Raw genomic sequence first — 25,087 nt, 5'->3', positions numbered from 1 at the left:
GCCTCGGCCGATTCCGTCTGTCATGGAGATTGGAGGACGAGATATGAGCACTTCCACCGTCAAAAGCACGGCCAAGACCAATGAGATCGGCCTGGGATCGCTGGTGCTGGGTACCGGCCTGACCGTCGCATCCCTGATTCTGGTTCCCGCCCTGTCGCAGAGCCTGGGCGTCGGCCCCAGCCTGACCGGCGCGCTGCGCGTGGTTCTGATGAAGGCGGCGGCCAGAGTCTGATGCTGCGAAAGTCCGATGGGTTCCTGATCTTGTCCGCGGTGCTGCTGGTCCTGCTGGGGGGCAGCTTTGCCGATGCCGCTTTGGGGCTTTCTCGCGCGGCTCCCGCGCTGCACGCCAAGGCGGAGATGGTGGAAAAGTTGGGCCTGACCGATCTCGTGCTGTTCACCGAAGCCCGCTACACCCGCCATCCCAGCCAGGCCGACCTGCATTCCGCCTTTCAGGATCATCCCTTCGCCATGGATCATTTCCCCACTGGATCGTTGTTGCCGCCGCCCATGCCGAGGGGGCGGCCATGAGGGGCTGGCTCAACAAGCAGCGCAACCTGCTGGATTTCAGCCTGTCGTCGCTGTCGCGGCGCCGGGGCAAGACGCTGGGCATGCTGGCGGTCTATACCGCCATCGTTTTCCTGCTGGCCTCGGTGATGCTGTTCTCCCACGCCATCCGCCGCGAAGCCGCCACCGTGCTGGCCAAGAGTCCGGAGGTGCTGGTCCAGCGCATGGTGGCCGGACGGCACGATCTGATTCCCGCCCGCCATCTCGACGCCATCAAGGGCATCCGGGGCGTGCAATCGGCGGAGGGGCGGCTGTGGGGTTACCTGTTCGATCCGGCCGCCGCGGCCAATTACACTTTGATGGTTCCCACCAATCCCCGCATCGAGCCGGGCAAGGTGGTGATCGGCGACGGGGTGGTGCGGGTGAGGAGCGCCGATCCCGGCGACCTGATGAGTTTTCGCGCCCATGACGGTTCCCTGGTGCAGTTCAAGGTGGAAAGCGCCATCTCGCGGGACTCCGCCCTGGTCTCGACCGATCTGTTCCTGGTGGCGGAAGAGGATTTCCGCCGTCTGTTCGGCATCGCTCCGGGACTGTTCACCGATCTGGCCATTTCGGTGCGCAACCCGCGCGAGGTGACCAAGATCGCCGAGAAGATCGACGCCGCTTTGCCCGACACCCGTATCATTCTGCGTGACGAGATATTGCGCACCTACGAATCGGTGTTCGATTGGCGGGAAGGCATGCTGCTGGTGCTGCTGGCCGGCTCGATCCTGGCCTTCGCCATCTTCTCGTGGGAGAAGGCCTCGGGCCTGTCGGCGGAGGAGCGGCGCGAGATCGGCATCTTGAAGGCGGTGGGCTGGGAAACCGGCGACGTCATCCGCCTCAAGATGCTTGAGGGCCTGGTGGTGTCGCTGTCGGCCTTCCTGGTCGGCTACCTGCTGGCCTATGCCCACGTCTTCCATTTCGGCGCCGGGCTGTTCGAGCCGGTGTTGAAGGGCTGGGCGGTACTGTACCCGAAATACAAGCTGGCGCCCTTTGTCGACGAGTTGCAGGTGGCGACCCTGTTCTTCTTCACGGTGTTTCCCTACACCATCGCCACGGTGGTGCCCATCTGGCGGGCGGCGATCGTCGATCCCGATACGGTGATGCGATGATCCATCTCAGCGACGTAAGAAAAGCCTTCAACCAGGGCAAGTCCAACGAGTTCTGGGCCCTGAAGGGCATCGACTTGTCGGTCAAGGCAGGCAAAGTGACGGTGTTCCGTGGCCCCTCGGGTTCGGGCAAGACCACGTTGCTGACCCTGGTGGGCTGCCTGGCCCGGCCGACCTCGGGGCGGGTGCGGCTGAAGGACCGCGACATCTCCGGCCTGCCTGAACGGTTCCTGACCGATATCCGCCGCTCCACCTTCGGCTTCGTGTTCCAGCAGTTCAATCTGCTGAAGGGTATCAGCGCGCTGGAGAACGTCATGATCCCGGCCTATCCCCTGGGCGTCGACCGCAAGGAACTGGCCGCCCGCGCGCATGGCCTGATGCAAAGCCTCGACATCCATGCCAAGGCCCAGTCCAACGCCGAATGGCTGTCGGGCGGCGAGGCCCAGCGGGTGGCCATCGCCCGGGCCCTGATCAACGATCCCGAGGTGATCATCGCCGACGAACCCACCGCCAATCTGGACAGCGAGCGCTCGAAGCAGTTTCTCGGCATTGTTGAGACCCTGAAAGCCTCGGGCAAGACCGTGTTGATGACCAGCCACGATCCCCTGGTCTGCGATACGGCGGTGGTCGACCATGTGGTCAGCTTGCGCGACGGCGAGTTGGTGGAGGCGCGCTGATGCTGTTCCAGCCGGCCATCATCGCCCTGCTGCTGGCTTCCCTGGTGGGTACCCTGATGGTGGCCGCCTCGGTACCGTTCGCGGTACGGGTGATGCGCCGCTGGGACACCGCCAGCGGGTCCGAGGCCCAGTTGGAGATGGAAAAACGCACCTATCTGGTCTCCACCCTGCTGGTGGTGGTGCTGCTGTCCGAACTGGCGTCGCTGATACTGTTCGTGTTCAACGCCGACCGCATGTCCTCGCTGTTCGTCGGCGCCATGTGCGCGGTGGGCACGCTCAACGTCAATGATTTCGGCTTTCCCACCCTCTATCTCAGGATCGCCGTCTTCTTTGCCGCCAGCGCCTGGCTGGTGCTGAACCATGTGGACAGCCGGGGCTTCGACTATCCCCTGGTGCGGGTCAAGTACGGGGCGCTGATGGCCCTGGCGCCGCTGATGGCGGCGGCGGCGGGGGTACAACTGGCCTATTTCCTGGGCTTGCGCGCCGACGTGATCGCGTCTTGCTGCTCCACCCTGTTTTCCGGCGCGACCCAGGTCACCAGCGACAAGCTGGCGGCCATCGCCCCCGAAGCCTCCCTGGCCGGGCTGGCGGTGGCGCTGATCCTGGTGATGGCGGCCGGCCGCCGGGCTTTGGCCACCGGCAAGGGGGCGGTGGCCTACGCCGTCCTCTCCCTCGTCGCCTTCGTCGTCGCCATGGAGGCGGTGGTGGCGGCGATCTCGGTCTATGTCTACGAGTTGCCCCACCACCATTGCCCCTTCTGCATTCTCAAGGGCGAGTACGGTCATGTGGGCTATGCCCTCTATCTGCCGCTGTTCGCCGCCGCCGTCCTGGGGGTGGGGGGCGGGATCGCCCAACCTGCCGCCAGCCTGGCCAGCCTGGCCGAGGCGGCGCCCCGGATCATGCGCCGCTGTGTCGGTTCGTCCATGGCCGGGTTTGCCTTGTTCGGGGCGGTGGCGCTGTGGCTGATCGTCCGCTCGCACCTGATCCTGATCGAGCCCGAGCGGCTCTTGTCCATCCTGGGAGGCCAGCCATGAGAGCATTCCGTTTCCTGGCCGTTCTGCTGCTGCTGTCCGCCTGCGGCGAGGGCGGGGCCAAGGCCCCCCATGTGGGCGACGCGCCGCCGGCCTTCAAGCTGAGCACGCTGGATGGAACGGCGGTGGATTATCCCGCCCAACTGGCCGGCAAGGTTGTGGTCCTGCGCTTCTGGGCGACGTGGTGTCCGTTTTGCAAGGACGAGATGAAGATGATCCAGGCCGTCTGGAGCCAGTCTCGCGATAAGGGATTCGAGGTGCTGGCGGTCAATGCCGGGCAGGAGAAAGGCGACATCGCCGATTTCATCGCCAAGCTGGGCGTCACCTATCCGGTCCTGCTCGACCCCGGCTCCAAGGTGACCAAGGCCTATGGCGTCACCGGCCTGCCCATGACCCTGTTCGTGGGGCGCGACGGCAAGGTCAAGGGCCGCATCCTGGGCGAGACCGACGAGGCCACCTTCCGCCGCAAGGTGGAGGAACTGCTTTGAGCGAGGCGGAGACCTGCGACCTTTGCGGTCTGCCGGTACCGAAGGACGGCCTACACTTGAAGGCCGGGGAAAAGGACATGGCCTTCTGCTGCGAAGGCTGCCGGGGCATCTGGGTGATGCTGAACCCGGATGCCGTGAAGGAAAAAGGGGACGGAAAATGATGAGCAACGAAACCAACCATCTTGGACACGAACTTGGAAAGGGGGCCGTCATGGCTGTGGGATATGTGGCGGGCAAGAGCCTGTTCGGACGTCTTCTCGGGCATCCGGTGGTGATGCTGGGAGCGGGAATCGCCATCGGCTATCTCGGCTTCAAGTACAGGAAGGAGATCACCGCCGCCGTGGCCAAGGCCAGCGACATGGGTAAGGACATGGTGCTGAACGCCAAGGAGAACCTGGCCGATCTGGTCGAGGAGACCCGCGAGGCCGAGGAAGCCAAGGCCAAGGAATAGCGGGGAGGCTGCGGCTATGATCGGTGGAAGGGGGAAGGCGGCCAAGGCCGCCCGCGAGGCCCGCGCCAAGGCGCTGTGGCAGGCGATGACCGTGCGCTATCGCTCGGATGGGCACATCCGCTTCGACCTGCCCGATGCCCTTCGCACACCCGGGGCGGCCCTGGTGCTGGAAGAGGGGCTGGGGCGGATCGAGGGCGTTTACCGCGTCCATGTCTTTCCGGGCGCGGGCAAGCTCTCCATCCGTTACATGGAGGATGTCTGCGGCATCGCCCCTATCGCCAAGGCCCTGGCGGCCCTGGTGACCGAGGCCGTGGACATGGACGCCGCCGTGCCGCCGCCCTCGGTTCCCATGGTCATGGAGGGGGAGGTGGTGCCGCCGGGATGGCTGGACCGCATCAAGGACAGCGCTCCGGTCCGCGCGGTTCGTAGCCGCTATGACGACCTCAGGGCCAAGATCGACGTGGTCTCCAAGATCGTCGCCATCAAGACCGGCAAGCCGGTGCCCGGTGGGGTCGATGTGCAGGAATGGATCATCCACTTCCTCAACGATCTGGTGGCCTTCTACCTGATCCGGAGCCACTGGGACCGCATCATCGGCCAGTGGCTGCCCCGGCCGTGGGCTTTCCGCTACCAGTGGATGACGGTGGTCTACCTGACCTTCCTGCTGGTGCGTTACCGCAAGGGCGCGGTGCCCAAGCTGGTGAAGAAGTGATGGACGCCATCCAGGTCGTCCACCAACTGCGGCGCCGGGTCCGGGTGGTGGTCCCGGCGCTGAAGGGCGAGGCCGAGCGGCTTTGCCTGCTGGAAATCCTGCTGCGCAAGCACGCCGCCATCAAGGATGTGCGGGTGGTTCCCTGTTTGGCGTCGTTGGCGGTGCGCTTCGATCCGAAGGCGATCCCGGTGGACAACCTGCTGCGGCTGGTCGACACCGTGGCTGGGAATTTGGCCCGTGCGCCAAAGCAGGCGCCGACTTCCACCCATTGCGATGAGGGCGCGGTCGGAGAAATCAGCGTGGCGGTGGAGGGCATGACCTGCGCGTCGTGCGCCGCCCTGATCCAGATGAGCCTGAGCCGTGATCCGGCCATCCGCTCGGCCAGCGTCAATTACGGTACCGCCACCGCCACGGTGGTCGGCCGCCTGGACCGTCCGGCGCTGGAAGCCCGCATCAGGGCGCTGGGCTACGAGGCGCGGCCCATGGACACCCTTTCCCAGCGTAAGATGATCGTCGAGCGCGAGCGCCGGCATGTGAAGGAGGCCCGGCGCCGCGCCATCGGGGCCTGCCTGCTCAGCCTGCCGGTGATGGTCATCGGCATGGCCATGCCGCGCTCGCGGTTCTGGCATGTGGTGGAATTTGCGCTCACCACCCCGGTAGTGCTGGGGGCGGGGCGTCAGTTCTTTACCCGCGCCGCCAAGCTGGCCAGGAACCGTACCGCCAACATGGATACCCTGATCGCCCTGGGGGCCGGGTCGGCCTATGGCCACTCGGTGTCCTCTCTGTTGGCCGGCCGGCATCATCTCTATTTCGAGGCGGCGGCGGGCATCGTCTCCTTCGTGCTGCTGGGCCGCTGGCTGGAGGAGCGCGCCAAGGGCAAGGCCGGCGACGCCATCCGCCGCCTGCTCGATCTGCAACCTCCCACAGCCACCCTGATCCGCGACGAGATCGAAGTGGTGGTGCCGGTCGATGACCTGATGGTCGGTGACATCCTGCTGGTGCGTCCCGGCGAACGGGTGCCGGTGGACGGCAGCGTCACCGGCGGCCGCACCACCTTGGATGAATCCATGGTCACCGGTGAAAGCATGCCGGTGGTCAAGGGACCCGGCGATCCGGTGACCGGCGGCTGCATCAACGGGGCGGGAAGCTTCCGTATGAGGGCCAGTGCCGTGGGCCAGGACACCGTACTGGCCGGCATCGTGCGCATGGTCGATCACGCCCAGGCCACCAAACTTCCCGTGCAGCGCATGGCCGACCGGGTTTCGGCGGTCTTCGTTCCGGGCGTGGTGGTGGTGGCGGGGGTGACCTTCGCGACCTGGATCGCCGGAGGAGCGCGCTTCTCCACCGCCTTGGGCAATGCTGTCTCGGTGCTGCTGATCGCGTGCCCTTGCGCCTTGGGGCTGGCCACCCCCACCGCCATCATGGCCGCCACTGGCCAGGCGGCGCGGCGCGGCATCTATATCCGCAACGGCGAGGCGCTGGAAACCGCCTCGGGCCTGACCGTGTTAGTGTTCGACAAGACCGGCACGGTGACCGAAGGCCGTCCCGTGGTCTCTCATTTCGCCGTCCGGCCCGGCTTCGACGCAAGTGAGGTTCTGGCCCTGGTGGCCGCCGCCGAAACGGGGTCCGAGCATCACCTCGGCCGCTCGGTGGTGGATTACGCCCGTTTGCGCGGCATCGAGCCCAGGCCGGCCGACGACTTCAACGCCGAGATCGGCAAAGGGATCCGAGCCCGCATCGGCCGGCATGTGGTGCTGGTGGGCAGTGCCTCCTATCTGGCGGAAGAGGGCGTGGCGGTCCAGGTTCCTTCCCTCGACGGCCAGACTCCGGTGCTGGCCGCCATCGACGGGACCTTTGCCGCCCTGTTCGGCATTTCCGACCGGCCGCGTCCGACTTCCGCGGCGGCCATCGCCCGCCTGCACGACTTGGGCATCCGCACCATCATGGTGACCGGCGACGTGGCGACGGCGGCCCATCACATCGCCGCCGAGATCGGTATTCCCGAGGTGGTCTCCCAGGCCTCGCCGGCCCGGAAACAGGAGATCGTCGCCGAACTGCGGGCGGCGGGCGAATCGGTGGGCATGATCGGCGACGGCATCAACGACGCTCCCGCCCTGGCGGCGGCGGATGTGGGCTTCGCCATCGGCACCGGCACCGACGTAGCCATCGAGGCGGCCCCCGTCACCCTGGTCAATGGCGACATCGCCAAGGTGGCCGAGATGATCGAGCTTTCCCGCAAGACCATGCGGATCATCCGCCAGAACCTGGTGTGGGCCATGGGCTACAACACCATCGCCATTCCCGGCGCGGCGTTGGGCGAGCTCAGTCCCATGGTGGCGTCCTCGGCCATGGCCTTGTCCTCGGTGTCGGTGGTGACCAATTCGCTGCGGCTGCAGAAGGACAAGTAGGTGGAAGGCGAACTCGACTACACGCTCGCCTTCATGGCCGGCATCCTGGGCAGCGGCCATTGCGTCGGCATGTGCGGCTCGCTGGTTTCAGCTTGCTTCGTGCGCATGGGCGAGGCCGGCAAGGGAGCGGTTCCGGCCCTGGCCTATCACGGGGCGCGGGTCTCGGTCTATGTGCTGGTGGGCATCCTCGCGGCGGCCCTGGGCCTCGCCCTGGTCTCCACCGGCATCGTCGGCAAGGTCCAGGGCATCCTCCAGATCGTCGCCGGACTGGTGGTCATCGCGCTCGGCCTCGACATCCTGGGTTGGCTGCCCCGCCGGTTGCCGCTGATCGGCGTCCCCATGGCGGCTTTCGGGAAATACTACTTCGCCGCCAGCGCCCAGGGACCCGTGCGCGGTGCGGCCCTGGCCGGGCTGATGAACGGGCTGATGCCCTGCGCCCTGACTCTTGCCGTGGCGGTCAAGGCCAGCGCCGCGCCGCAGGTCTGGCAGGGCGGGGCGCTGATGCTGGCCTTCGGGCTCGGCACCCTGCCGTCCATGCTGTTCGTCAGCCTGATGTTGGGGCGGCTGGGCGCAGCGGCGCGCGGCTGGCTGCTCAAGGGGGCGGCCATCGTGGTCATCGTGCTGGGCGTGGAGACCCTGATGCAGGGCCTGCGCTTCTTCACGGTGATGAAGAATTTATCCAACTGGTGAGTTGTCTTGGAGAGGAGAACAGAATGAACCGTCGTAAATTTCTGGCCGCTGGTACGACCTTGGGTCTGGCCGCCACAATCGTCGTTCCCGCCGAGGCCGCCGAGGGCGACGGCACGCCGGTGCAGTTCATCCCGAAGAAACCCAAGGATGCCGCGCCTCTGGTGGATGAACTGACCAAGTACCCGAAGTGCCCCTATTGCGGCATGGACCGCAAGGAGTATCACTTCAGCCGCCATCTGGTGCATTACTCGGATGATCTGGTGGATGGAACCTGCTCGCTGCACTGTGCTGCCGTGTCGCTGGCGGTCAACCTGGACCGCGCGCCCAAGGCCATCTACGCTCCCGACAACGGTTCGGGCGAGGCTCTGAAGCCCATGACAAATGCCGAGGCGGCCACCTACGTCATCGGTGGCGGGCATCGCAACGTCATGAGCAAGAAGGCCAAGACCTCCTTCGCGTCCAAGGTCGCCGCCGAGGCGGCCAAGGGGGACGGCGAAGTGGTGAATTTCGACAAGGCCCTGATGATGACCTACATGGGCATGGCCGAGGACACCATGATGATCCGCATGAAGCGGGACGAACGCCGCAAGAAGATGATGAGCGAGATGCATCACAAGGGCTGAACCCGGTGGGGGAGGCCGTCCTTGGCCTCCCCGTTTTTCCAGGAAATCGTCATGCGCCTGATCTGCGTCCTGTTGCTGTCACTGTTCCTGTTCGCCGCCAAGACGGAGGCGGCAGAGGTGGTGGTGGCGCCGCCCGGTCCCAACAGCGTCTGTCCGGTTTGCGGCATGTTCGTGGCCAAATATCCCGAATGGGTCGCCGCCGTGGTGTTCAAGGATGGTCATACCCACTATTTCGACGGCGCCAAGGACCTGTTCAAGTTCATGCGCGACATGGGCAGCTACGCCCCCGGCCATGGTCCCGGCGATTTGGCCATCGTGGCGGTGACCGATTATTACGGGGTGAAGACCCTGGATGCTCGTGGGGCGTTCTTCGTGATCGGTTCCGACGTGCTGGGACCCATGGGGCACGAATTGGTGCCGCTGGCCTCCAGGCAGGACGCCGACGAGTTCATGGCCGACCACAAGGGCAAGCGTATCCTGACCTTCGATCAGGTCGGCGCCGAGATCCTGAGGGGGCTCGACAAGGGCTCACCCAAGTGAAGGCTGTTTCCGTCCCCGAAGATCGGATGTGGGCGGCGCTGGAGGCAGACATCGCCGATGCCGGCCTGAGCCACGCCCTGCGCGGCCGCCGGGGATTGCTGTCGCCTTGCGCCGTCGTTCTGCCGCGCCACGAGGCCGAGCGGGTGGAGCAGGCGGTGTGGGCGCTTCACATCGTCTTCGCGACGCCGTCGCTGGTGGCGGCGGCGTTGGAGATCGCCCGGGGCGACGGCCTGCCCGATCATGGCCTGGGCGGCTGGATGCTGGGCTTCGACTTTCACCTGACCCCGGACGGACCGCGGCTGATCGAGATCAACACCAATCCCGGCGGCATGCTGGCGGTGGCCGCCCAGGCCCGCGCCATGGCCGCCTGCCGCCCCGAGCTGGGGGAGCCCCCCGAGGTGGAGGGCTTCGCTCTGGATGCCTTCCGCGACGAATGGGAGCGCCAGCGTGGCGACCGGCCGCTGGGCCGGGTGGCGATCATCGACGACGATCCGGCCAGCCAATACCTGGAGCCCGAGTTCCAACTCTACCAGCACCTGTTCCGGCGGGCCGGTATCCCGGCGGAGATCCTCGACCCCGGCCAGTTCCACCCCGATACGGTGGACATGGTCTATAACCGTCTGGTGGATTTTAGCCTGAACTTCTCGCCCCATGCGGTGCTGGCCGAGGCGTGGCGGGAGGGGCGGACGGTGGTCACGCCCGATCCGCGCGCCCATTTTCTGTATTCCGACAAGCGGGTGCTGGCCCTGCTCAGTGACGAGTCCGCCCTACGGGCCATCGGGGTGCGCTCCGACATCGCCGCCACCGTCGCCCGCATCGTTCCGCCCACTGTCCCGGTCACCGCCGCCAATGCCGAGGAACTGTGGGGCGATCGCAAGCGCTGGTTCTTCAAGCCCGCCAAGGGCCATGCCGGCAAGGCGGTCTATCGCGGCGAGAAGCTGTCGCGTTCCACCTGGCCCACCATCCTGACTTCTCCCTATGTGGCGCAGCACTATATCCCGCCGCCGCGGCTGGCGGTCGAGCACATCGGCACCAGCCTCAAGATGGACCTGCGGGCCAATGCTTGGGCCGGCCGCGTAGTCCAATTGGCGGCCCGCCTCTACGAGGGCCAGGCCACCAATTTCCGCACGCCGGGCGGCGGCTTCGCGCCGGTCTTCACGGCTGGGCCAGCCGTCCGGCAGGGTTGACCTCCCCCTTGGACCGCCTCCACCACTCTTCGCCTATCATGACGCAGCAATGACGCCGCCAGGAGAACGGCAAGGCGCATTTCCCGGATCACGCCTCCTTGCCGGCGCGGCCAAGTCCTGCTGGCCGATTGTGGCCGGCAGGGTAAGGTCTCCGCCCAGACAGCGACGGTCCGGCGGACTTTTCGACCGACGGAACGCATTTGTGTCGGATGCTTGGCGGTGGTTAAAATAAAAACCATGTATATTCAAGATTCGTGTTTTTTATTAAGTAAATACAATGATAGTTGCGCCATAATTGATTTATACGATTCTCAATTAATAAGTTGTTAGGTTTAATTTGTGTAACACGGCCTGTGTGTGGCAGGCATTCTTTACCAAAGTCAACGAAATCATAGGTGAGTCAATTTACTTAATCTTTGTGATTGACCGAAATCAAATATTCTTTTTCTGTCGTTCACTATCCTGTGGGCCATGAAACGCTCCGTCCTGAAATACGCCGTGCTGTCGCGTCTGTTGGTCGGTCTGCTGGTTGCCGGATTGGCGGTGCAGTGGATGACCAGCGCCGTCGGCATGGGAGGCGGTGACGGCGGAATCGTTTCGGCCGCCACCCTGGACAATGCCGCCGACCGGGTTCTGGCCGACCTTGCCGCTTCCGTCTGCTCCAAGGACAAGGCCGATGGCGGCCAGGTGAAGGCCGCCCATTGCCAGCATTGCGTTCCTGCCGCCTTCCAGTTTTTCACCGCTCCGCAAGGCGAGTTCATTTCAAGATTGGCCCTGGCCGTGCCCATCGGGGCGGCATTCCAATCCCAGACCCTTCCCCCCTCCCGTCGCCAACCCGGCGACGGCCCGTCCCGTGCTCCGCCGCCCTTCGCCTGAGCTTGTTTCGCTTGCGAATGTGACCGGGTTCCCCTGCCTGCCGATGTCCGACCTCCACCTGGCGGTGTGAGCGGATTCGGCTGTGGCGAGGGCTCCCCAGAAGGAGCAAAGGATCATGAGATTGAGCGATGCGCTATCCGCAGGAGGGCGCGCCCCACCTCCTGTCTTCGACCATTGGCCGCGCCGGCGTCCGGAGCGGCAGGCCCTGGAGCGGTTGGGGCAAGTCCCCCCCTTCACCCTGCTTTCGCCGAACCAACTGGCGGATCTGGTGGCCGGGGCCGAGGTTCTGACGTTCACCGAAACCACGCGGCTGTTCGACGTTCAGGCTTCCGCCGACGCCCTTTACGTGGTGCTGCGCGGCACGGTGGTCCTGTTGGGGCCGGACGGCGTCATCGTCGATGGCATCAGCGCTCCCGGCATTCTGGGCGTGGCCGATCTGTTTTCCCGCCGCCATATGTTCAGCGCCGAGGCCATGGCCGCGCCGGTGATTATGAAACTGCCGAGGCGTGACGTCCTGATCGCGCTGGAGCGCAACGGCGCCATGGCCAACGCCTTTCTCGGCCTGGTCGCCGCCAACACCCAGACCTTGGCCAATGCCTTGATGGCCCAGCGCTGCCTGACCGGGGTGCAGCGTCTGGCCGCCTTCCTGCTGGACCAGGCGGATCAGGCCGGCGCCGACCAGTCCTTCGTGCTGGACATCCCCAAGAAGGCCATCGCCGGCCAGCTGGGCATGACGGCGGCCCACTTCGCCCGCTCGCTCACCCGCCTGGCCGAGGCCGGCGTCGAGCGGCGTAACCGCAACACCATCATTCTCAATGACATTTCGGCCCTGCGCCGCCTGCTCGAGGGGGAACTCGGGGTGGCGACCCAGGACGGAAGTACGGCCCAGCACAAGCAACTGGCCGCCTATCGGAATTTCCGAAACGTTTGAACCGGAGGAGCGCAATGTCGGAAGTGCTAACAAAATCCGCCGCCAGAAATATCTTTTATGGCGGCACGGCCTTCTTTTTCATCGTCTTTGTCGGATTGGTGGCGCACAGCGTCAGCACCGTCAACGCCATGTCCGAGTCCCATCCCGTCACCGCTTCCGTGGCGGGGGGCAAGCATGTCTGGGAAAAGCACGCCTGCATCGACTGCCACACCATCATGGGCGAGGGCGCCTATTACGCCCCCGAACTGGGCAATGTCTGGGTGCGCTTCGGTGGGCGCGAGGATGCCCAGGCCGGTCGTGACGCCATCAAGAACTGGATCAAGAGCATGCCCACCGGCATCGAAGGCCGGCGGCAGATGCCCAAGTTCGACCTGACCGAGAAGGAGCTGGACGATCTGGTCGACTTCTTCAAGTGGACCAGCGAAGTCAACACCCAGAACTGGCCGCCCAAGGTTTCCGGTTAAAAAGGGGGAGCAAGAGAGATGAAATACGAATCGCAAAAAGTCGCGCTCTACTACTTTGCCGGAGCGCTCGGTCTGTTCGTGGCCCAGGTGCTGTTCGGCGTGATCCTGGGCACCATCGTGGTGGCCCCCAACACGCTGTCCGAGCTGCTGCCCTTCAATATCGCCCGCATGATCCACACCAACGCGCTGATCGTGTGGCTGCTGATGGGTTTCTTCGGCTGCGCCTATTACCTGATCCCGGAAGAATCCGAGACCGAACTGCATAGCCCCAAACTGGCCATCCTGCAGTTCTGGCTGTTCCTGATCGGCGCAGCCGCCGCCGTGGTGGGCTATCTGTTCCGCATTCACGAGGGCCGCGAGTTCCTGGAACAGCCCCTGTGGATCAAGCTGGCCATCGTCGTGGTGGCGCTGATGTTCCTCTACAACGTCACCATGACGGTGCTGAAGGGCCGCAAGACCGCCATCACCAACGTCCTGCTGCTGGGGCTGTGGGGCATCGCGGTGTTCTTCCTGTTCTCGCTCTACAACCCGTCCAACCTGATCCTGGACAAGGTGTTCTGGTGGTGGGTCGTCCATCTGTGGGTGGAAGGCGTGTGGGAACTGGTCATGGCCGCCGTGCTGGCCTTCCTGATGATCAAGATGACCGGCGTGGACCGTGAGGTGGTCGAGAAGTGGCTGTACGTCATCATCGGCCTGGCGCTGTTCTCCGGCATCCTGGGCACCGGCCACCACTACTACTGGATCGGCATGCCGGCCTACTGGCAGTGGATCGGCAGCGTGTTCTCCACCCTGGAGGTAGCGCCGTTCTTCGCCATGGTGGTCTTCACCTTCATGATGGTGTGGAAGGGCGGCCGCACGCATCCCAACAAGGCGGCGCTGCTGTGGTCGCTGGGCTGCTCGGTCTTCGCCTTCTTCGGCGCCGGCGTGTGGGGCTTCCTCCATACCCTGGCTCCCATCAACTACGTGACCCACGGCACCCAGGTGACGGCGGCCCACGGGCATCTGGCCTTCTACGGCGCCTATGTGATGCTCAACATCGCCATGTTCACCTACGCCATGCCCAACCTGTTGAAGCGCGAGCCCTATAACCAGGTGCTCAACATGTGGGGCTTCTGGGTCACCTCGTCGGGCGTGACCTTCATGACCTTCGCACTGACCTTCGCCGGCGTGGTGCAGACCCATCTCCAACGGGTGATGGGCATGGGCTTCATGGAGGTGCAGGACGCACTGGGCCTGTTCTACTGGATGCGTCTGGGGGCGGGCGTCGCCACCCTGGTGGGCGTCGTCCTGATCGTCTGGTCGCTGGCGGTTCCCGGCGGCAAGCGGGCCGGGGCGGCGATTGCCCAGCCGGCCGAGTAAGTGAGAGCGGGGCGGCGGCGCGTTGCCGCCGCCCCATTTTTCTTCGGAGAAATTCATGTTATCCCCGTTGCCCTTCTACCTGCCCCAAGGCAATGAATGCGGCCTGTTCGAGCTGGCCTGGCGGCACCAATTGCCGCTGCTGCTGAAAGGCCCCACCGGCTGCGGCAAGACTCGTTTCGTCGCCCACATGGCGGCGCGTCTCGGGCGGCCACTCTTCACCGTCTCCTGCCACGACGACCTCACCGCCGCCGACCTCACCGGGCGCTATCTGCTCAAGGGCGGCGATACGGTGTGGACCGACGGGCCGCTGACCAGCGCGGTGCGCGGTGGTGGCATCTGCTATCTCGACGAGGTGGTCGAAGCCCGCAAGGACGCCACCGTGGTGCTGCACCCGCTGACCGACGACCGGCGCATCCTGCCGCTGGAACGGACCGGAGAGATGCTGGCGGCGCCGTCCGAATTCATGCTGGTGGCGTCCTATAATCCCGGCTACCAGAACGTCCTGAAGCAGCTGAAGCCCTCGACCCGCCAGCGCTTCGTCGCCATCGAATTCGACTTCCCCGCCCCCGAACTGGAGCGCCGCGTGGTCGCCGAGGAATCCGGCCTGGACGAGGGCAAGGTCCAGCCGCTGATCCTGCTGGCCCAACGGCTGCGGGCCTTGAAGGGCCATGACCTGGAAGAAGGCGTCTCCACCCGCCTGCTGGTCTATTGCGCCACCCTGATACAGGCCGGGCTGGCGGTACGCGACGCCGTCCAGGTCACCATGGTCGAGCCCCTGTCCGACGATTCCGAGGTCAAGGCCGGGTTGGAAGAGGTGGTCAAGGCCATCTTCGCATGAGCTGGCTGTCCATCCTGGAACTGGAGGAACGGGTCGGCACCCTGTGGCATCGCTGGGTGGGCGAGAAGGCCAGTTGGCCGTCCTTCCCCGAAGCCGAGGTCACCCTGGAATCCATGCGGCCCCGCCTCGCGGTGTTTTTCCGTGGAGTGGGTGGCGACCGGGGGCTCCAGATCGCCAGCGCCGCGGCGCGGGATTCGGGGCATCGCCTCAGCTTTCGCCAGCGCATCGGCATGGAGACCGAGCGGCTGGTCGCCGCGACCCGCGATGAAACCAGCCTGTCCTTGCCGCCCGCCATGGCGCTATTTCCCTCGGCCCAGTTGAACCGTGACCTCTATGTCTGGTTGGCGGCTTATTTCGCGGTGTTGGAGCCTTCGTTGCCGCCCGATGACCCCCTGGCCGCCGATCTGGCCCGTATCGCCCAGGCGGCACGGACCACCCGGGCAGTGTTGGAGCGGTTTCCCGGTCTGCGGCCCCGCCATGGCGCCCTTTGCGCGGCCTTGGCGGAGGTTCGCCCCCAACGCCGCCTGTCGGGTATGGAAGCCGAGGTGGAGGCCATGGTGCGGGCGCTGCTGGCCGATCCCGACGCGGCGCTTGCCGAACTGCCCGCCCAGGCGCCCCGTGACTACCGGCCCTTCCTGCCGGTGCCGCTGTGGGGCGAATGCCGGCCCGGCCTGTCCGGCGCCTTGCCGCCCGACGATGCCGAGCCCGAGATGGGAACCGGGGGCGAGGAAGGAGAGGATCAGGTCCGCCGCAAGGCCGAACGCCGCGACGAGGACAATGCCGACCGCAAGGACTCGCTGATTCTCAATCGCTTCGAGAAGATCCTGGCCATGGCCGACATGGTCAACGTCAACCGCACCGCCGACGATACCGACGAGGAAGAGGCCCGAAAGGCCGCCGAGGATCTGGATGCCATCACCCTGTCCAGGCATTCGCGCAAGGCGGCCACCAAGCTGAAATTCGACTTGGACCTGCCGCCCTCGGCCACCGACACCAGTCGTCTGACCGGCTCGTTCCTGCTGCCCGAATGGGATTGGCGAACCAACGCCTATCACCACGATCATTGCTCGGTGCTGGTCGGCCCGGCCGCCGAGGAGGGCGAGGGCTGGGAACCCGACGATGCCGTGCGCCGCCATATCCGGGCGGTGAAGCGGCAATTCGAGGCGCTGCGCACGCGGCCCATGCTGCTGCGCGCCCAGGCTGACGGGCAGGAACTGGATACCGACGCCCTGGTCCGGGCGCGGGCCGATCTGGCGGCCAGCGGCAACGGCTCGGATCGGGTCTGGCTGCAGCACCGCGCCCAGGAGCGTGATCTGGCAGTGATGGTGCTGGTGGATGCCTCGCTGTCCACCGACGCCTGGATCGACAACCGCCGGGTTCTCGACGTGGAGAAGGAGGCCCTGGCCGTGTTCGCCCATGGACTGGCCGCCTGCGGCGATCCCTTCGCCGTCGCCACCTTCACGTCCCGCAAGCGCGACTGGGTCAAGGTCGATGTGGTCAAGGACTTCCACGAGCCGTTCGGGGACAAGGCCATGCGTCGCATCGGCGCCGTGCGTCCCGGCTATTACACCCGCATCGGTGCCGCTATCCGCTATTCGGTTGCCCGGCTGGAGGAGCGGCCCGAGCGTCACCGCCTGCTGCTGCTGTTGACCGACGGCAAGCCCAACGACGTCGATCATTACGAAGGCCGCTACGGCGTCGAGGACACCAGGAAGGCGGTGCTGGAGGCCCGCGCCAAGGGACTGGCGGTATTCGGCGTCACCATCGACCGCAAGGCCCAGGGCTATTTCCCCCACCTGTTCGGGCGCGGCCATTACGCCATCATCGGCCATCTGGCCCATCTGTCAGCGGCGCTTCCCAAGATCTATCGGCAGTTGGTGGCATGAGCGAGAATGGCGAAGGCGGCTGGGGCGCCCTGTCCGAGCTACCCGGCAATCCCCTGATGTGGGTGCTGATCCTCAGCGAATTGCTGGTGTTCGGCGCGCTGTTGGTCGGTTTCGCGGCGGTACGCCTGCTCCACCCCCAGATGGTCCTGGCCGGGCAATCGGCCCTGTCCATTCCGCTGGGCGGTCTCAACACCCTGATCCTGGTCACCAGCGGCTGGCTGGCCGCCCATGCGGTCCGGCTCCGGTCGACCGGAGACATCGGCGGCTCGCGCCGACGCCTTGCCGGGGCTGGGGCGCTGGGGCTCGCCTTCCTGGTGGTCAAGGGGTTCGAATATGCCGACAAGGCGGCCCAGGGACTGGGGATCGAGACCGACACCTTCTGGACCCTGTTCTACCTCACCACCGGCTTTCATGCCGCCCATGTGGTGATGGGCATCATCATCCTGGCCATCGTCGGCTGGAAGAACACCACCGAAAATCTGGAGACCGGTGCCGCCTTCTGGCACATGGTCGATCTGGTCTGGCTGATTCTCTTTCCCTTGGTGTATCTGCTGCGATGAGCAAGGAAACCCACAGCGTCTGGGCGCGCCGCCTCGACCACGCCTGGATGATCCTGGCCGGGCTGACCATCGTATCGGTAGTGGCAGCCATGCTGAGCCCGCCCGGTCAGCGGACAAGCCTGCTTTCGGTGGTGGTGGCCCTGGTCGCCTCCTTCATCAAGGCGCGGCAGGTTCTGGACCACTTCCTCGACCTGCGGCGAGCGGGTAGCGGCTGGCAAGGGCTGTTCAACGGCCTGTTGCTAACGGTGCTGGGTACCTGCCTCGCCCTCTATCTGGCCGCCTTGAGCCGATAGTCGGCAGCCTTTTTCCCCATGAGCGTCGAGCAGATCCTCGACCGCTACCTGGTGCGCACCTCCGAACTGGCGTCGGCAGCCGCCGCCAAGCGGCTGGAACGCGAACAGGATCGGAACTGAGAGTCTGACAGTCAGACAAAACCGTCAGACTCGTTCGCGTCTGTTCCACAAACCAAAACCCCCGGAAAGCCAGGCTTTCCGGGGGTTGAATTTGGTGGGCGCAGTAGGACTCGAACCTACGGCCAGCTGATTAAGAGTCAGCTGCTCTACCAACTGAGCTATACGCCCTCAGTGTTTCCGGTTTCAGCCGCAGCCCCCGCCGGAGGGCCGCTTTATAGGTCGAACACCGGACCGGCGCAAGCGGAAAATTCACTTCTCCACACACTCTTTGCAACGGCGCCGTCCGGGCGTAAAACCGTACCCACAATACTACATCCCGAAAGGGGAGAGGGAGCGCTGCCATGACTGAGAGCACCAAGTACCTGCTGTCCGAGGATCGCCTGCCCAAAGCCTGGTACAACCTCAACGCCGATCTGCCGGTGCCGGCCCCGCCGCCCCTGCATCCCGGCACCGGCCAGCCCATCGGCCCCGCCGACCTGGCCCCCATCTTTCCCATGGCGGTGATCGCCCAGGAGGTGACCGCCGAGCGCTGGGTGGACATCCCCGAGCCGGTGCGCGAGGTCTATCGCCTGTGGCGTCCCAGCCCGCTGGTCCGGGCGCGCCGCCTGGAAAAGGCGCTGGGAACGCCGGCCAAGATCTACTTCAAGTACGAGGGCGTCAGCCCGGCCGGCAGCCACAAGCCCAACACCTCGGTCCCCCAGGCCTTCTACAACAAGCAGGAAGGCGTCAAGCGCATCGCCACCGAGACCGGCGCCGGGCAGTGGGGGTCGTCCATGGCCTTCGCCGGCTCGCTGTTCGGCCTGGAGGTCGAGGTGTTCATGGTCAAGGTCTCCTATGACCAGAAGCCCTATCGCCGGGCGCTGATGGAGACCTATGGCGCCAAGTGCATCGCCAGCCCGTCCAACCTGACCCATGCCGGCCGCTCGATCCTGGAGAAGGACCCCAATTCCAACGGCTCTCTCGGCATCGCCATCTCCGAGGCGGTGGAAGTGGCGGCCTCGCGCGACGACACCAAATATGCGCTCGGCAGCGTGCTCAACCACGTCTGCCTGCACCAGACCATCATCGGCGAGGAAGCCATGATGCAGATGGAGATGGCCGACGATCATCCCGACGTCGTCATCGCCTGCACCGGCGGCGGCTCCAACTTCGCCGGCCTGGCCTTTCCCTACATCCGCGAGAACCTCAAGGGCGGCAAGACCCGCGTCATCGGCGTCGAGCCGGCCTCGTGCCCGACGCTCACCAAGGGCCTCTACGCCTATGATTTCGGCGATACCGGCAAGCTGACCCCGCTGGTCAAGATGCACACGCTCGGCGCCACCTTCATGCCGCCGGGCTCCCATGCCGGCGGCCTGCGCTATCACGGCATGGCCCCCATGGTCAGCCACGTCAAGGAACTGGGCCTGATGGAGGCCCGCTCCTATCACCAGACCGAGTGCTTCGCGGCGGCCGTGCAGTTCGCCCGCGCCGAGGGCATCGTGCCGGCCCCGGAATCGTCCCACGCCGTCAAGGGCGCCATCGACGAGGCGCTGCGCTGCAAGGCGGAAGGCAAGGCCGAGACCATCCTGTTCAACCTGTCGGGCCACGGCCATTTCGACATGCAGGCCTATACCGACTTCTTTGCCGGCAAGCTGAAGGACAACACCTACGCCGAGGCCGACCTCAAGGCGGCCCTGGCGGAACTGCCCAAGGTGGGGTGAGGCGCCGGGCGGGCGTCCCGCCCGCATCCTACTCCGCCTTCTTCCTGCCGAAGGTCGAGAACAGGCCGCGCAGCGCGTCGCCGGCCTTGAATTTCCTGGGGGCGTCGGAGTTCTCTCCGGCGCCCTTGGGATTGAAGGCCTTGCCCAGGCCCTTTTCCACCAGCCAGCGCTGCAGATCGTTGACGTCGACGGCCTTGACCGGAGCGGCCAGCCGGCCCTCCAGCCGCAGCCCCAGCGCCGGGGCGTCGGGGGCGGCCAGCCTGAAGGCGAACTTCGAGGAAATGGTTTCCTTGGGCAGATCGATGGTGGCGATGCCGGTGGCGCCGCCGCCCTCGGCCACCAGGGCGAGGTCGCGGCTGGCGACGATCCCCCGGTCGGCGGCGAAGGTGCCCGACAGGCTGGAAAAGCGCGAGCGTCCTCCCGACAGCCCGGCCTGGACCAGCCCCAGCAGGCTGCCCAGATTTTCGATGTTGCGCATGCGGGAATCCATGGCGGCGAGATCGAAGCCGCTGACCTCGCCGTCGGCCACCTCCAACCGGCCGTTACCGGCCAGCGATGACACCAGGGCGGCGGGCGAGGTGCCGGCGGCGGCAAGGCGCATCTCGCCCGCCATCCGCCCCTTCTCCAGCCGCAATCCGCCCGAGGCGGGCTTGACCTGGGCGAGATCGGCCCCGCTCAGGCTGGCCGACAGGGTCACGGCATTGGCGGACAGACGGGCGGCGGCGGCCAGTTCGCCGCCCAGCAGGCGGCCCGACAGGCGGTCGAGGTCGGCGACGCCCCTGGTCAGCCCCACATGGAGGCGGGGCTGGTCGAGGCGCCAGCCGGACAGGCTGAGCGCCTTGGCGTCCAGGCTGAGGTCGGCGTCCAGGTCTCGCAGCCAGCCCAGGTCGAGGGGCGTGCGCGACCATCCGGTATCGGACGAGGCCGCCGCCGGCACCACGGGCGGCGGCGGCGGCGCGGCATGGCCTGCGCGGCGGCGGGGCTTGGGCTCCTCGGCCTTGTCCTTGCCCTCGGCGGCCAGGAACGGGTCGAGGGCGATGGCGTTTCCCGACAGGCTGGCGGTCAGTCTGGGCTGTTCCCCGAGGGAGAGGCTGGCCGTGCCGCTGATGGCGGCGTCGCCGGCCTTGGCCCGAAGGTCGTTGAAGGTCAGCAGGCCGTCGCCGCCCTCGATGCGGCTGGTGATGGCCAGTTCGCCGTTGCCGCGCGGGCGGTAACCGGGGGCGACGGCGCGGATGGCCTGGGCGTAGCCGGCGGCCCGCAGCGAGGCGTCGCCCGCCACCTTTCCGCCGTCCAGGGTGCCGTCGAAGCCGAAGGCCAGGCCGGACAGGCCCAATTCGGCCTTGAGCGGCATGGGCAACATCAGACCGGCGCCGACCATGCCGGTGATGCGCCGCTCGTCCAGGTCGAGCGTCAGGGCGTTGAGCGACAGGCGGTTGTCGGCCAGCCGCACCTTGCTTTCCAGCCGCGCCTTGACGGGGGTGGCAGCGGAACCGAGCCCCAACAACTTACGCAGTTCAGGGAGGTTGCGGCTGTCGGCCTTCAGTTCGCCATCGAAACGGGGGCGGCCCTCGGGGGTGGCCAGGGCGCCGGTCAGCTTGACCGCCCCGCCGCCGGGAAGCCTCGCCGAGGCCTGGGACAGGGTCAGGCGTCCACCCTCCAGCAGGGCATTGAGCTGGATGTTGGAGACGGTCTGGCCCCGCCAGATCAGGCGGCCGATGCCGAAATCCAGATTGGCCGCCAGATTGTGCGGCAGTTCGAAGGGTTGGGAGGCGGCGGGCGCGGCCTGCGGCTGCGGCGCTTGCGGTGATGTGGCGACGGAGGCGGGGACCTTGGCGGGCACCGGGACCGCCGCCGGGGCGGGGGTGCGCCGGGCATCCAGGTCGAAGCTGTCGGCCCGCAGCGCGATGTCCATCAAGGCGGGGGCGCCGGTCAGGCTGGCCACCACGCTGCCGGTGATGGTGGACTCGCCCAGAATCACCCCCAGGTCCGAAACGACCAGTTCGTCGGGCGACAGCCGCAATCCGGCCTGGGCGGAAAGGGGGGCGTCGGGCAACTGGTCCGATCCGGCGGTACGGGACAGGGAGGCCAGGGACAGCTCGAGCTTGCCGTTCAGGCCGCCCTTGCCGATGGTGCCCTCGAAGCCGGCGCTGCTTTCCAAGGTGGGCAGAGTTAGGGTGGCTTTCAGCGCGCCACCTGGACGGCGGCCGCTGGCCTCCAGGGTGGCGGGCTTGCCCCACAGCCGGCCGCCGCCGCCGAGGGTGAAGGCCTCGCCCGTTGCCGAGGCGCGCAGCGTCAGCCCGTCCAGGGGACCCATGCGGCCCCCCTCGATGCGGATGTCGTCCAGTTCGGGCCGCCCGGCCAGCAGGGCGCCCAGCGACAGGCCGAGGCGTACCCGGTCGAGGGCGGCGGCATCCTCCACCGCCACCGCCGCCAGGGTCACGGCGGGCGAGGGCAGGATGCGCAGCGTGATGGGGCCGGCGACGGTGACCTTGCGGCCCGCGAGGGCGGAGGCCTCGGCCTCGATGCGCCCCCGCCAGGCATCGCCGTCCATCAGGACGGGGGCGGCCAGGACGAGCGCCAGCCCGCCGGCCGCGATGGCGGCGGCGATGGCGGCGGGCGGGCTGACCGGCAGGCGGGACAAGGGCGGCCTCACAGAACCAGGGACAGGATGACCATCCATACCGCGAGAAGCAGGGCGCCGACCAGAACGAAGCGGCGGTTCCAGGTACGCGACACCACCTTGACCGGCACTTCGGCGACGCGGGCCACCGACATCACCGCCGCTCCCACCGGGGTGGTGCAGATGGACAGCGCCCAGGCGCCCAGCAGGCCGCTGGCCATGACCTGCGGGCTGATGCCGGCCTGGGCCAGGCTGCCGAGCGCGCTGCCCGCCAGGGTGACGGTGACCAGTTGCGAGATGCCCGCATGGGCCGCCGCCATCACTCCCCAGGCGATCAGCACGGCCAGGGCGATGGGCGGCAGGGGGATCAGGGCGATGGCCCGCGCCATGTCCTCGGGCGCGACGAAGGCGGCGACCACGACGCCCAGGAACATGGCGCCGCCCAGCATGGCCACCTCGGAACGGAAATTGGGCAGGCTGACGCCCAGGCGGCGGAGGAACAGCCGGGCGGTGAGCGCCGCGCGGGGCCGCGGCGGCCCCGATTGCTGCCGGTAGAGCCAGATTGCCGCCGAGGGCGGCACGACGATCATGGCGCCCACCACCAGACGGGCGTCCAGCACCTCGGCCATGGCGACGGCGCCGGCCACGATGGCCGCCACCAGGGCGGTCAGGCTGAGGATGGGCCGGAAATCGGTCCGGTGCGGATGATGGGGCAGGCGCCGGGTATGGGGCGGGAAATCCATGCGGTCCAGCGCCCAGCCCCAGCCCATCAGGATAAGGGAGAGGGTCACCTGCAAGGGCAGCAGCCGCCACCAGACCAGCCCCGGCACCGCCTGCTCGATCACCGTGAACGACACGGCCAGCGGCGACCACACGGTCATCATGGCGAAGCCGCGCATGACGGCGGTCATCATGCGGCGCTTGCGGATGCCCTTGACGATCTCGTCGCCGTTGGCGGCACTCAGCGTGTTGCCCTTGGCGACCATCACGCCGAGCAGGGCCAGTACGCCGAAATTGAGCACCAGCGAGATCAGGTGGCTGCCCAGGCTGAGCGCCGCATAGCGCCGTCCCGGACGCTGGCGCACCATCTGCTCGCCGCAGCGGCGGATCAGGCGCGAGCTTTGGGCGCTGTCGCGCAGCATGCCGAGCGTGGTGAACAGGCCGACGATGAAGGCGGCCTCGGCCAGGCCATGGCGCAGCACCGGCACGGCCTGGGGCAGCAGGACCAAGGCCGCCAGAGCGGCCGCCAGGGCGGCGGTGGCCATTTTGCGCCCGCCTCGGGAAATAGATGGCCATTCCAGCGCCAGGTAGAGGAGCAGGGCGGCCCCGGCCGCGTCGGTGGCCCAGGGCCAGCGGAACACCGCCCAGGCCACCGCACCGTTGATGACGACGATGATCGCCAGGGTGGCGAGCGCCGCCCGGATTTCCGTCCTGGTCACGACGGCCCGGCGGCGAAGCGCGAGCGGGGGGCGGGCAGGACCTTGGCCGGGCGGGGCAGGTCCTTCATCAGGCCGGGTCCGTTCATCATGGCGAAGCCGCCCAGCACGGTGCCCACCACCACCTTGCGCCGCCGGACGCCCCAGACGCAGACGGCGAGGCCGGCGGCGGCGGCCTCGCGCCGCACCTGCTGCAGGGCGGCCAGCAGGTGGTCGTCGTCGGTCTTGTCGGCATTGGGAAGTTCGGCGAGGTCGACGCCGACCATGGACACCCCGGCCAGGGCGGCGCGGTCCAACGCCGGATGGGTGAGCGGCACGCGGATCATGATCTCGCGGCACAGGGGACGGATGGCGGTGACCGCCTCGGACAGGGCGATGGGAGCCAGATTGGCCGGCAGGCCGAACAGGTCGATGATCAGTCCCTGGTTGCGGACCACCTCGGGAATGTCGGCGAAGGGGCCCAGCACCGACAGGCGGGCGCTGGTGCCCAGCGAGCCCCAGTGCAACGGCACCACCATGCGGGCGGTGCTGCCGTCGGCCATGGCCGCCTTGATGCCGCGCACCGCCGCGCCGGCCACGAAACGGTCGAGCCTGGGGATGGATTCGCCGTCGGCGGCGGGATAGGCGCGCGAGCCCTCATAGGCCGGTTCGCCCGGCTGGTCGACGCGCAGCACCTGGGCGCGGTAGGCGCCGATCACCTCGCCCTCCTCCATCCAGGTGGGGCGCCAGACCAGGGACAGGGCCGCGTCGCCCGGCAGGGGCGGGGTGGCGTCCAGGCCGGGGGCGGGGCCGCCGGCCGGCGCGCGCTCCACGGCGGCGCTCTGCCAGTTGGGATCGCCCCTGTCGCGCGCCGCCGCTTCCATGGCCGCCCATTGCGGTTCCTTGCCGCGCCGGGGGGCGGCATCGCCGCCCGGGGCGATGGGGCCGCGAAGGGGCTCCGTTTGCCCGGCGATCACCGCGCGGGTTTCGGTGATCGCGGCGGCCAGGGCCTCCAGGTCCAGTTCGCCGTCATCGTTCAGGGCGTCGGCCAGGGATATCTCCGCCGCCAGGGCCAGGGGGCGGTCGTGGCCGGTGAACTGGCTGCCCACCAGCCTTGTCCCCAGTTCCTGGGCGATGCGCACGGCGCGGCGCCGCGCTTCGGCGGGCGGTGTGGCGCGGAACACCAGGACGAACAGGTCCGAGCCCTTGCGGCCATAGACGTTGCCGGCCCCCAGGTGGAGATTGATGACCCCTTCGGCGATCAGCATCACCTTCTCGGCGATGCGGGACCACTTGTCGCCCACCGCCTCGTGGAACTCCACCAGGGAGATCAGGTGCAGCTTGGTCTGGTACTGGCCGTCATCCTCGGCCAGCAGCCCTTCCAGCGCCATGGTGAAGGAATCGTCCACCAGCGACGATGAGGAGGTTTCCCTGGGCAGGGCGACCGGTTCCTCGCCCGCCGGCCTGCCGCCGCCCACCAGCCGCCCGAGGGCGGCCAGCGGCCGAGTCAGGGCGGTCATCAGACCACTGCCGGAGGACTTGCCCTTCTTCGCCATGGGAAGG

Annotated in this window: 26 protein-coding genes and 1 tRNA gene; 23 read left to right on the top strand and 4 right to left on the bottom strand. The window is 67.2% G+C overall.

Annotation, left to right across the window (positions count from 1 at the left end; genetic code table 11):
* Positions 1–43 precede the first annotated feature (43 nt).
* The 22 genes from H261_RS05030 to H261_RS04930 all read left to right on the top strand — a co-directional run bounded on the left by H261_RS05030 (position 44) and on the right by H261_RS04930 (position 17,669).
* Positions 44–232 carry a hypothetical protein gene (locus H261_RS05030; RefSeq protein WP_008615040.1) on the top strand — a complete coding sequence of 63 codons (189 nt, stop codon included), beginning with the start codon at positions 44–46 and terminating at the stop codon, positions 230–232.
* Positions 232–528 carry a hypothetical protein gene (locus H261_RS05025; protein WP_008615038.1) on the top strand — a complete coding sequence of 99 codons (297 nt, stop codon included), beginning with the start codon at positions 232–234 and terminating at the stop codon, positions 526–528. The genes H261_RS05030 and H261_RS05025 overlap by 1 nt, the downstream gene beginning before the upstream one ends.
* Positions 525–1,658: an ABC transporter permease gene (locus H261_RS05020; RefSeq protein WP_008615037.1), complete on the top strand. Its 1,134-nt coding sequence runs from the start codon at positions 525–527 to the stop codon at positions 1,656–1,658. The genes H261_RS05025 and H261_RS05020 overlap by 4 nt, the downstream gene beginning before the upstream one ends.
* Entirely contained in the window at positions 1,655–2,332 is a 678-nt protein-coding gene (locus H261_RS05015) for an ABC transporter ATP-binding protein (RefSeq protein ID WP_008615036.1), read from the top strand. Before H261_RS05020 ends, H261_RS05015 begins: the two co-directional genes overlap by 4 nt.
* Entirely contained in the window at positions 2,332–3,366 is a 1,035-nt protein-coding gene (locus H261_RS05010; protein WP_008615035.1) for a hypothetical protein, read from the top strand. The genes H261_RS05015 and H261_RS05010 overlap by 1 nt, the downstream gene beginning before the upstream one ends.
* Positions 3,363–3,851 (top strand): TlpA family protein disulfide reductase, encoded by a 489-nt coding sequence (locus H261_RS05005; RefSeq protein ID WP_008615034.1) that lies wholly within the window; start codon positions 3,363–3,365, stop codon positions 3,849–3,851. The genes H261_RS05010 and H261_RS05005 overlap by 4 nt, the downstream gene beginning before the upstream one ends.
* The gene (locus H261_RS24510; protein ID WP_085988758.1) at positions 3,848–4,012 is read left to right on the top strand and encodes a metal-binding protein; all 165 of its coding nucleotides are present in this window, start codon (positions 3,848–3,850) and stop codon (positions 4,010–4,012) included. Before H261_RS05005 ends, H261_RS24510 begins: the two co-directional genes overlap by 4 nt.
* Positions 4,013–4,062: 50 nt before the next feature.
* Entirely contained in the window at positions 4,063–4,302 is a 240-nt protein-coding gene (locus H261_RS05000) for a hypothetical protein (protein ID WP_235062869.1), read from the top strand.
* A 16-nt stretch (positions 4,303–4,318) separates the two neighbouring features.
* Entirely contained in the window at positions 4,319–5,014 is a 696-nt protein-coding gene (locus H261_RS04995) for a Rieske (2Fe-2S) protein (protein ID WP_008615032.1), read from the top strand.
* Positions 5,014–7,422: a heavy metal translocating P-type ATPase gene (locus H261_RS04990; protein ID WP_008615031.1), complete on the top strand. Its 2,409-nt coding sequence runs from the start codon at positions 5,014–5,016 to the stop codon at positions 7,420–7,422. The genes H261_RS04995 and H261_RS04990 overlap by 1 nt, the downstream gene beginning before the upstream one ends.
* Positions 7,423–8,112: a sulfite exporter TauE/SafE family protein gene (locus tag H261_RS04985; protein ID WP_008615030.1), complete on the top strand. Its 690-nt coding sequence runs from the start codon at positions 7,423–7,425 to the stop codon at positions 8,110–8,112. It begins immediately after the preceding gene.
* Positions 8,113–8,135: 23 nt separating this feature from the next.
* A complete protein-coding gene (locus H261_RS04980; protein WP_008615029.1) occupies positions 8,136–8,735 on the top strand; it encodes a nitrous oxide reductase accessory protein NosL in 600 nt (199 codons plus the stop codon).
* Positions 8,736–8,756: 21 nt separating this feature from the next.
* A complete protein-coding gene (locus H261_RS04975) occupies positions 8,757–9,275 on the top strand; it encodes a nitrous oxide reductase accessory protein NosL (RefSeq protein WP_008615028.1) in 519 nt (172 codons plus the stop codon).
* Positions 9,272–10,462, top strand: a complete 1,191-nt coding sequence (locus tag H261_RS04970) for a hypothetical protein (RefSeq protein WP_235062868.1) — start codon at positions 9,272–9,274, stop codon at positions 10,460–10,462. Before H261_RS04975 ends, H261_RS04970 begins: the two co-directional genes overlap by 4 nt.
* A 471-nt stretch (positions 10,463–10,933) precedes the next feature.
* Positions 10,934–11,338, top strand: coding sequence for a hypothetical protein (locus H261_RS04965; RefSeq protein ID WP_008615026.1), 405 nt, complete (start codon positions 10,934–10,936; stop codon positions 11,336–11,338).
* Positions 11,339–11,453: 115 nt separating this feature from the next.
* Positions 11,454–12,269, top strand: a complete 816-nt coding sequence (locus tag H261_RS04960; protein ID WP_081608854.1) for a Crp/Fnr family transcriptional regulator — start codon at positions 11,454–11,456, stop codon at positions 12,267–12,269.
* Between the two features lie 14 nt (positions 12,270–12,283).
* Positions 12,284–12,733, top strand: coding sequence for a c-type cytochrome (locus H261_RS04955; RefSeq protein WP_008615023.1), 450 nt, complete (start codon positions 12,284–12,286; stop codon positions 12,731–12,733).
* A gap of 18 nt (positions 12,734–12,751) precedes the next feature.
* A complete protein-coding gene (locus H261_RS04950; RefSeq protein ID WP_008615021.1) occupies positions 12,752–14,092 on the top strand; it encodes a cbb3-type cytochrome c oxidase subunit I in 1,341 nt (446 codons plus the stop codon).
* 55 nt (positions 14,093–14,147) lie between these two features.
* A complete protein-coding gene (locus H261_RS04945; protein ID WP_040475710.1) occupies positions 14,148–14,930 on the top strand; it encodes a CbbQ/NirQ/NorQ/GpvN family protein in 783 nt (260 codons plus the stop codon).
* On the top strand, positions 14,927–16,816 hold the full coding sequence (locus H261_RS04940; protein ID WP_008615019.1) for a nitric oxide reductase activation protein NorD: 1,890 nt from the start codon (positions 14,927–14,929) through the stop codon (positions 16,814–16,816). Before H261_RS04945 ends, H261_RS04940 begins: the two co-directional genes overlap by 4 nt.
* On the top strand, positions 16,813–17,376 hold the full coding sequence (locus H261_RS04935) for a cytochrome c oxidase subunit 3 (protein ID WP_008615018.1): 564 nt from the start codon (positions 16,813–16,815) through the stop codon (positions 17,374–17,376). Before H261_RS04940 ends, H261_RS04935 begins: the two co-directional genes overlap by 4 nt.
* On the top strand, positions 17,373–17,669 hold the full coding sequence (locus H261_RS04930) for a cytochrome C oxidase subunit IV family protein (RefSeq protein WP_008615008.1): 297 nt from the start codon (positions 17,373–17,375) through the stop codon (positions 17,667–17,669). Before H261_RS04935 ends, H261_RS04930 begins: the two co-directional genes overlap by 4 nt.
* 212 nt (positions 17,670–17,881) lie before the next feature.
* On the opposite strand, the gene H261_RS04925 is transcribed toward H261_RS04930, so the two are convergent.
* Positions 17,882–17,957 (bottom strand) — tRNA-Lys (locus H261_RS04925).
* Positions 17,958–18,130: 173 nt separating this feature from the next.
* On the opposite strand from H261_RS04925, the gene H261_RS04920 reads away from it, so the two are divergent.
* The gene (locus tag H261_RS04920; protein ID WP_008615004.1) at positions 18,131–19,489 is read left to right on the top strand and encodes a TrpB-like pyridoxal phosphate-dependent enzyme; all 1,359 of its coding nucleotides are present in this window, start codon (positions 18,131–18,133) and stop codon (positions 19,487–19,489) included.
* 28 nt (positions 19,490–19,517) lie between these two features.
* On the opposite strand, the gene H261_RS04915 is transcribed toward H261_RS04920, so the two are convergent.
* Genes H261_RS04915 through H261_RS04905 form a run of 3 tightly spaced genes read right to left on the bottom strand, consistent with a single transcriptional unit; the run spans position 19,518 to position 25,080 of the window.
* Positions 19,518–22,130, bottom strand: coding sequence for an AsmA family protein (locus H261_RS04915; protein ID WP_235062867.1), 2,613 nt, complete (start codon positions 22,128–22,130; stop codon positions 19,518–19,520).
* Positions 22,131–22,138: 8 nt separating this feature from the next.
* Positions 22,139–23,548, bottom strand: coding sequence for a hypothetical protein (locus H261_RS04910; protein WP_008614999.1), 1,410 nt, complete (start codon positions 23,546–23,548; stop codon positions 22,139–22,141).
* Complete coding sequence (locus H261_RS04905) at positions 23,545–25,080, bottom strand: hypothetical protein (RefSeq protein WP_008614998.1); 1,536 nt, start codon at positions 25,078–25,080, stop codon at positions 23,545–23,547. The genes H261_RS04910 and H261_RS04905 overlap by 4 nt, the downstream gene beginning before the upstream one ends.
* Positions 25,081–25,087 lie beyond the last annotated feature (7 nt).

The sequence above is a fragment of the Paramagnetospirillum caucaseum genome, assembly GCF_000342045.1.
Lineage (GTDB): Bacteria > Pseudomonadota > Alphaproteobacteria > Rhodospirillales > Magnetospirillaceae > Phaeospirillum > Phaeospirillum caucaseum.
Note: the sequence above shows the minus strand (reverse complement) of the source record. Positions and strands in the feature narration are given on the sequence as shown.

Bases quoted from the DNA above. Each gene is read 5' to 3' on its own strand.
- H261_RS05030 (WP_008615040.1), top strand. From the start codon at position 44: ATGAGCACTTCCACCGTCAAAAGCACGGCCAAGACCAATGAGATCGGC.
- H261_RS05025 (WP_008615038.1), top strand. From the start codon at position 232: ATGCTGCGAAAGTCCGATGGGTTCCTGATCTTGTCCGCGGTGCTGCTG.
- H261_RS05020 (WP_008615037.1), top strand. From the start codon at position 525: ATGAGGGGCTGGCTCAACAAGCAGCGCAACCTGCTGGATTTCAGCCTG.
- H261_RS05015 (WP_008615036.1), top strand. From the start codon at position 1,655: ATGATCCATCTCAGCGACGTAAGAAAAGCCTTCAACCAGGGCAAGTCC.
- H261_RS05010 (WP_008615035.1), top strand. From the start codon at position 2,332: ATGCTGTTCCAGCCGGCCATCATCGCCCTGCTGCTGGCTTCCCTGGTG.
- H261_RS05005 (WP_008615034.1), top strand. From the start codon at position 3,363: ATGAGAGCATTCCGTTTCCTGGCCGTTCTGCTGCTGCTGTCCGCCTGC.
- H261_RS05000 (WP_235062869.1), top strand. From the start codon at position 4,063: ATGGCTGTGGGATATGTGGCGGGCAAGAGCCTGTTCGGACGTCTTCTC.
- H261_RS04995 (WP_008615032.1), top strand. From the start codon at position 4,319: ATGATCGGTGGAAGGGGGAAGGCGGCCAAGGCCGCCCGCGAGGCCCGC.
- H261_RS04990 (WP_008615031.1), top strand. From the start codon at position 5,014: ATGGACGCCATCCAGGTCGTCCACCAACTGCGGCGCCGGGTCCGGGTG.
- H261_RS04980 (WP_008615029.1), top strand. From the start codon at position 8,136: ATGAACCGTCGTAAATTTCTGGCCGCTGGTACGACCTTGGGTCTGGCC.
- H261_RS04965 (WP_008615026.1), top strand. From the start codon at position 10,934: ATGAAACGCTCCGTCCTGAAATACGCCGTGCTGTCGCGTCTGTTGGTC.
- H261_RS04960 (WP_081608854.1), top strand. From the start codon at position 11,454: ATGAGATTGAGCGATGCGCTATCCGCAGGAGGGCGCGCCCCACCTCCT.
- H261_RS04955 (WP_008615023.1), top strand. From the start codon at position 12,284: ATGTCGGAAGTGCTAACAAAATCCGCCGCCAGAAATATCTTTTATGGC.
- H261_RS04950 (WP_008615021.1), top strand. From the start codon at position 12,752: ATGAAATACGAATCGCAAAAAGTCGCGCTCTACTACTTTGCCGGAGCG.
- H261_RS04945 (WP_040475710.1), top strand. From the start codon at position 14,148: ATGTTATCCCCGTTGCCCTTCTACCTGCCCCAAGGCAATGAATGCGGC.
- H261_RS04940 (WP_008615019.1), top strand. From the start codon at position 14,927: ATGAGCTGGCTGTCCATCCTGGAACTGGAGGAACGGGTCGGCACCCTG.
- H261_RS04935 (WP_008615018.1), top strand. From the start codon at position 16,813: ATGAGCGAGAATGGCGAAGGCGGCTGGGGCGCCCTGTCCGAGCTACCC.
- H261_RS04930 (WP_008615008.1), top strand. From the start codon at position 17,373: ATGAGCAAGGAAACCCACAGCGTCTGGGCGCGCCGCCTCGACCACGCC.
- H261_RS04920 (WP_008615004.1), top strand. From the start codon at position 18,131: ATGACTGAGAGCACCAAGTACCTGCTGTCCGAGGATCGCCTGCCCAAA.
- H261_RS04905 (WP_008614998.1), bottom strand. From the start codon at position 25,080: ATGGCGAAGAAGGGCAAGTCCTCCGGCAGTGGTCTGATGACCGCCCTG.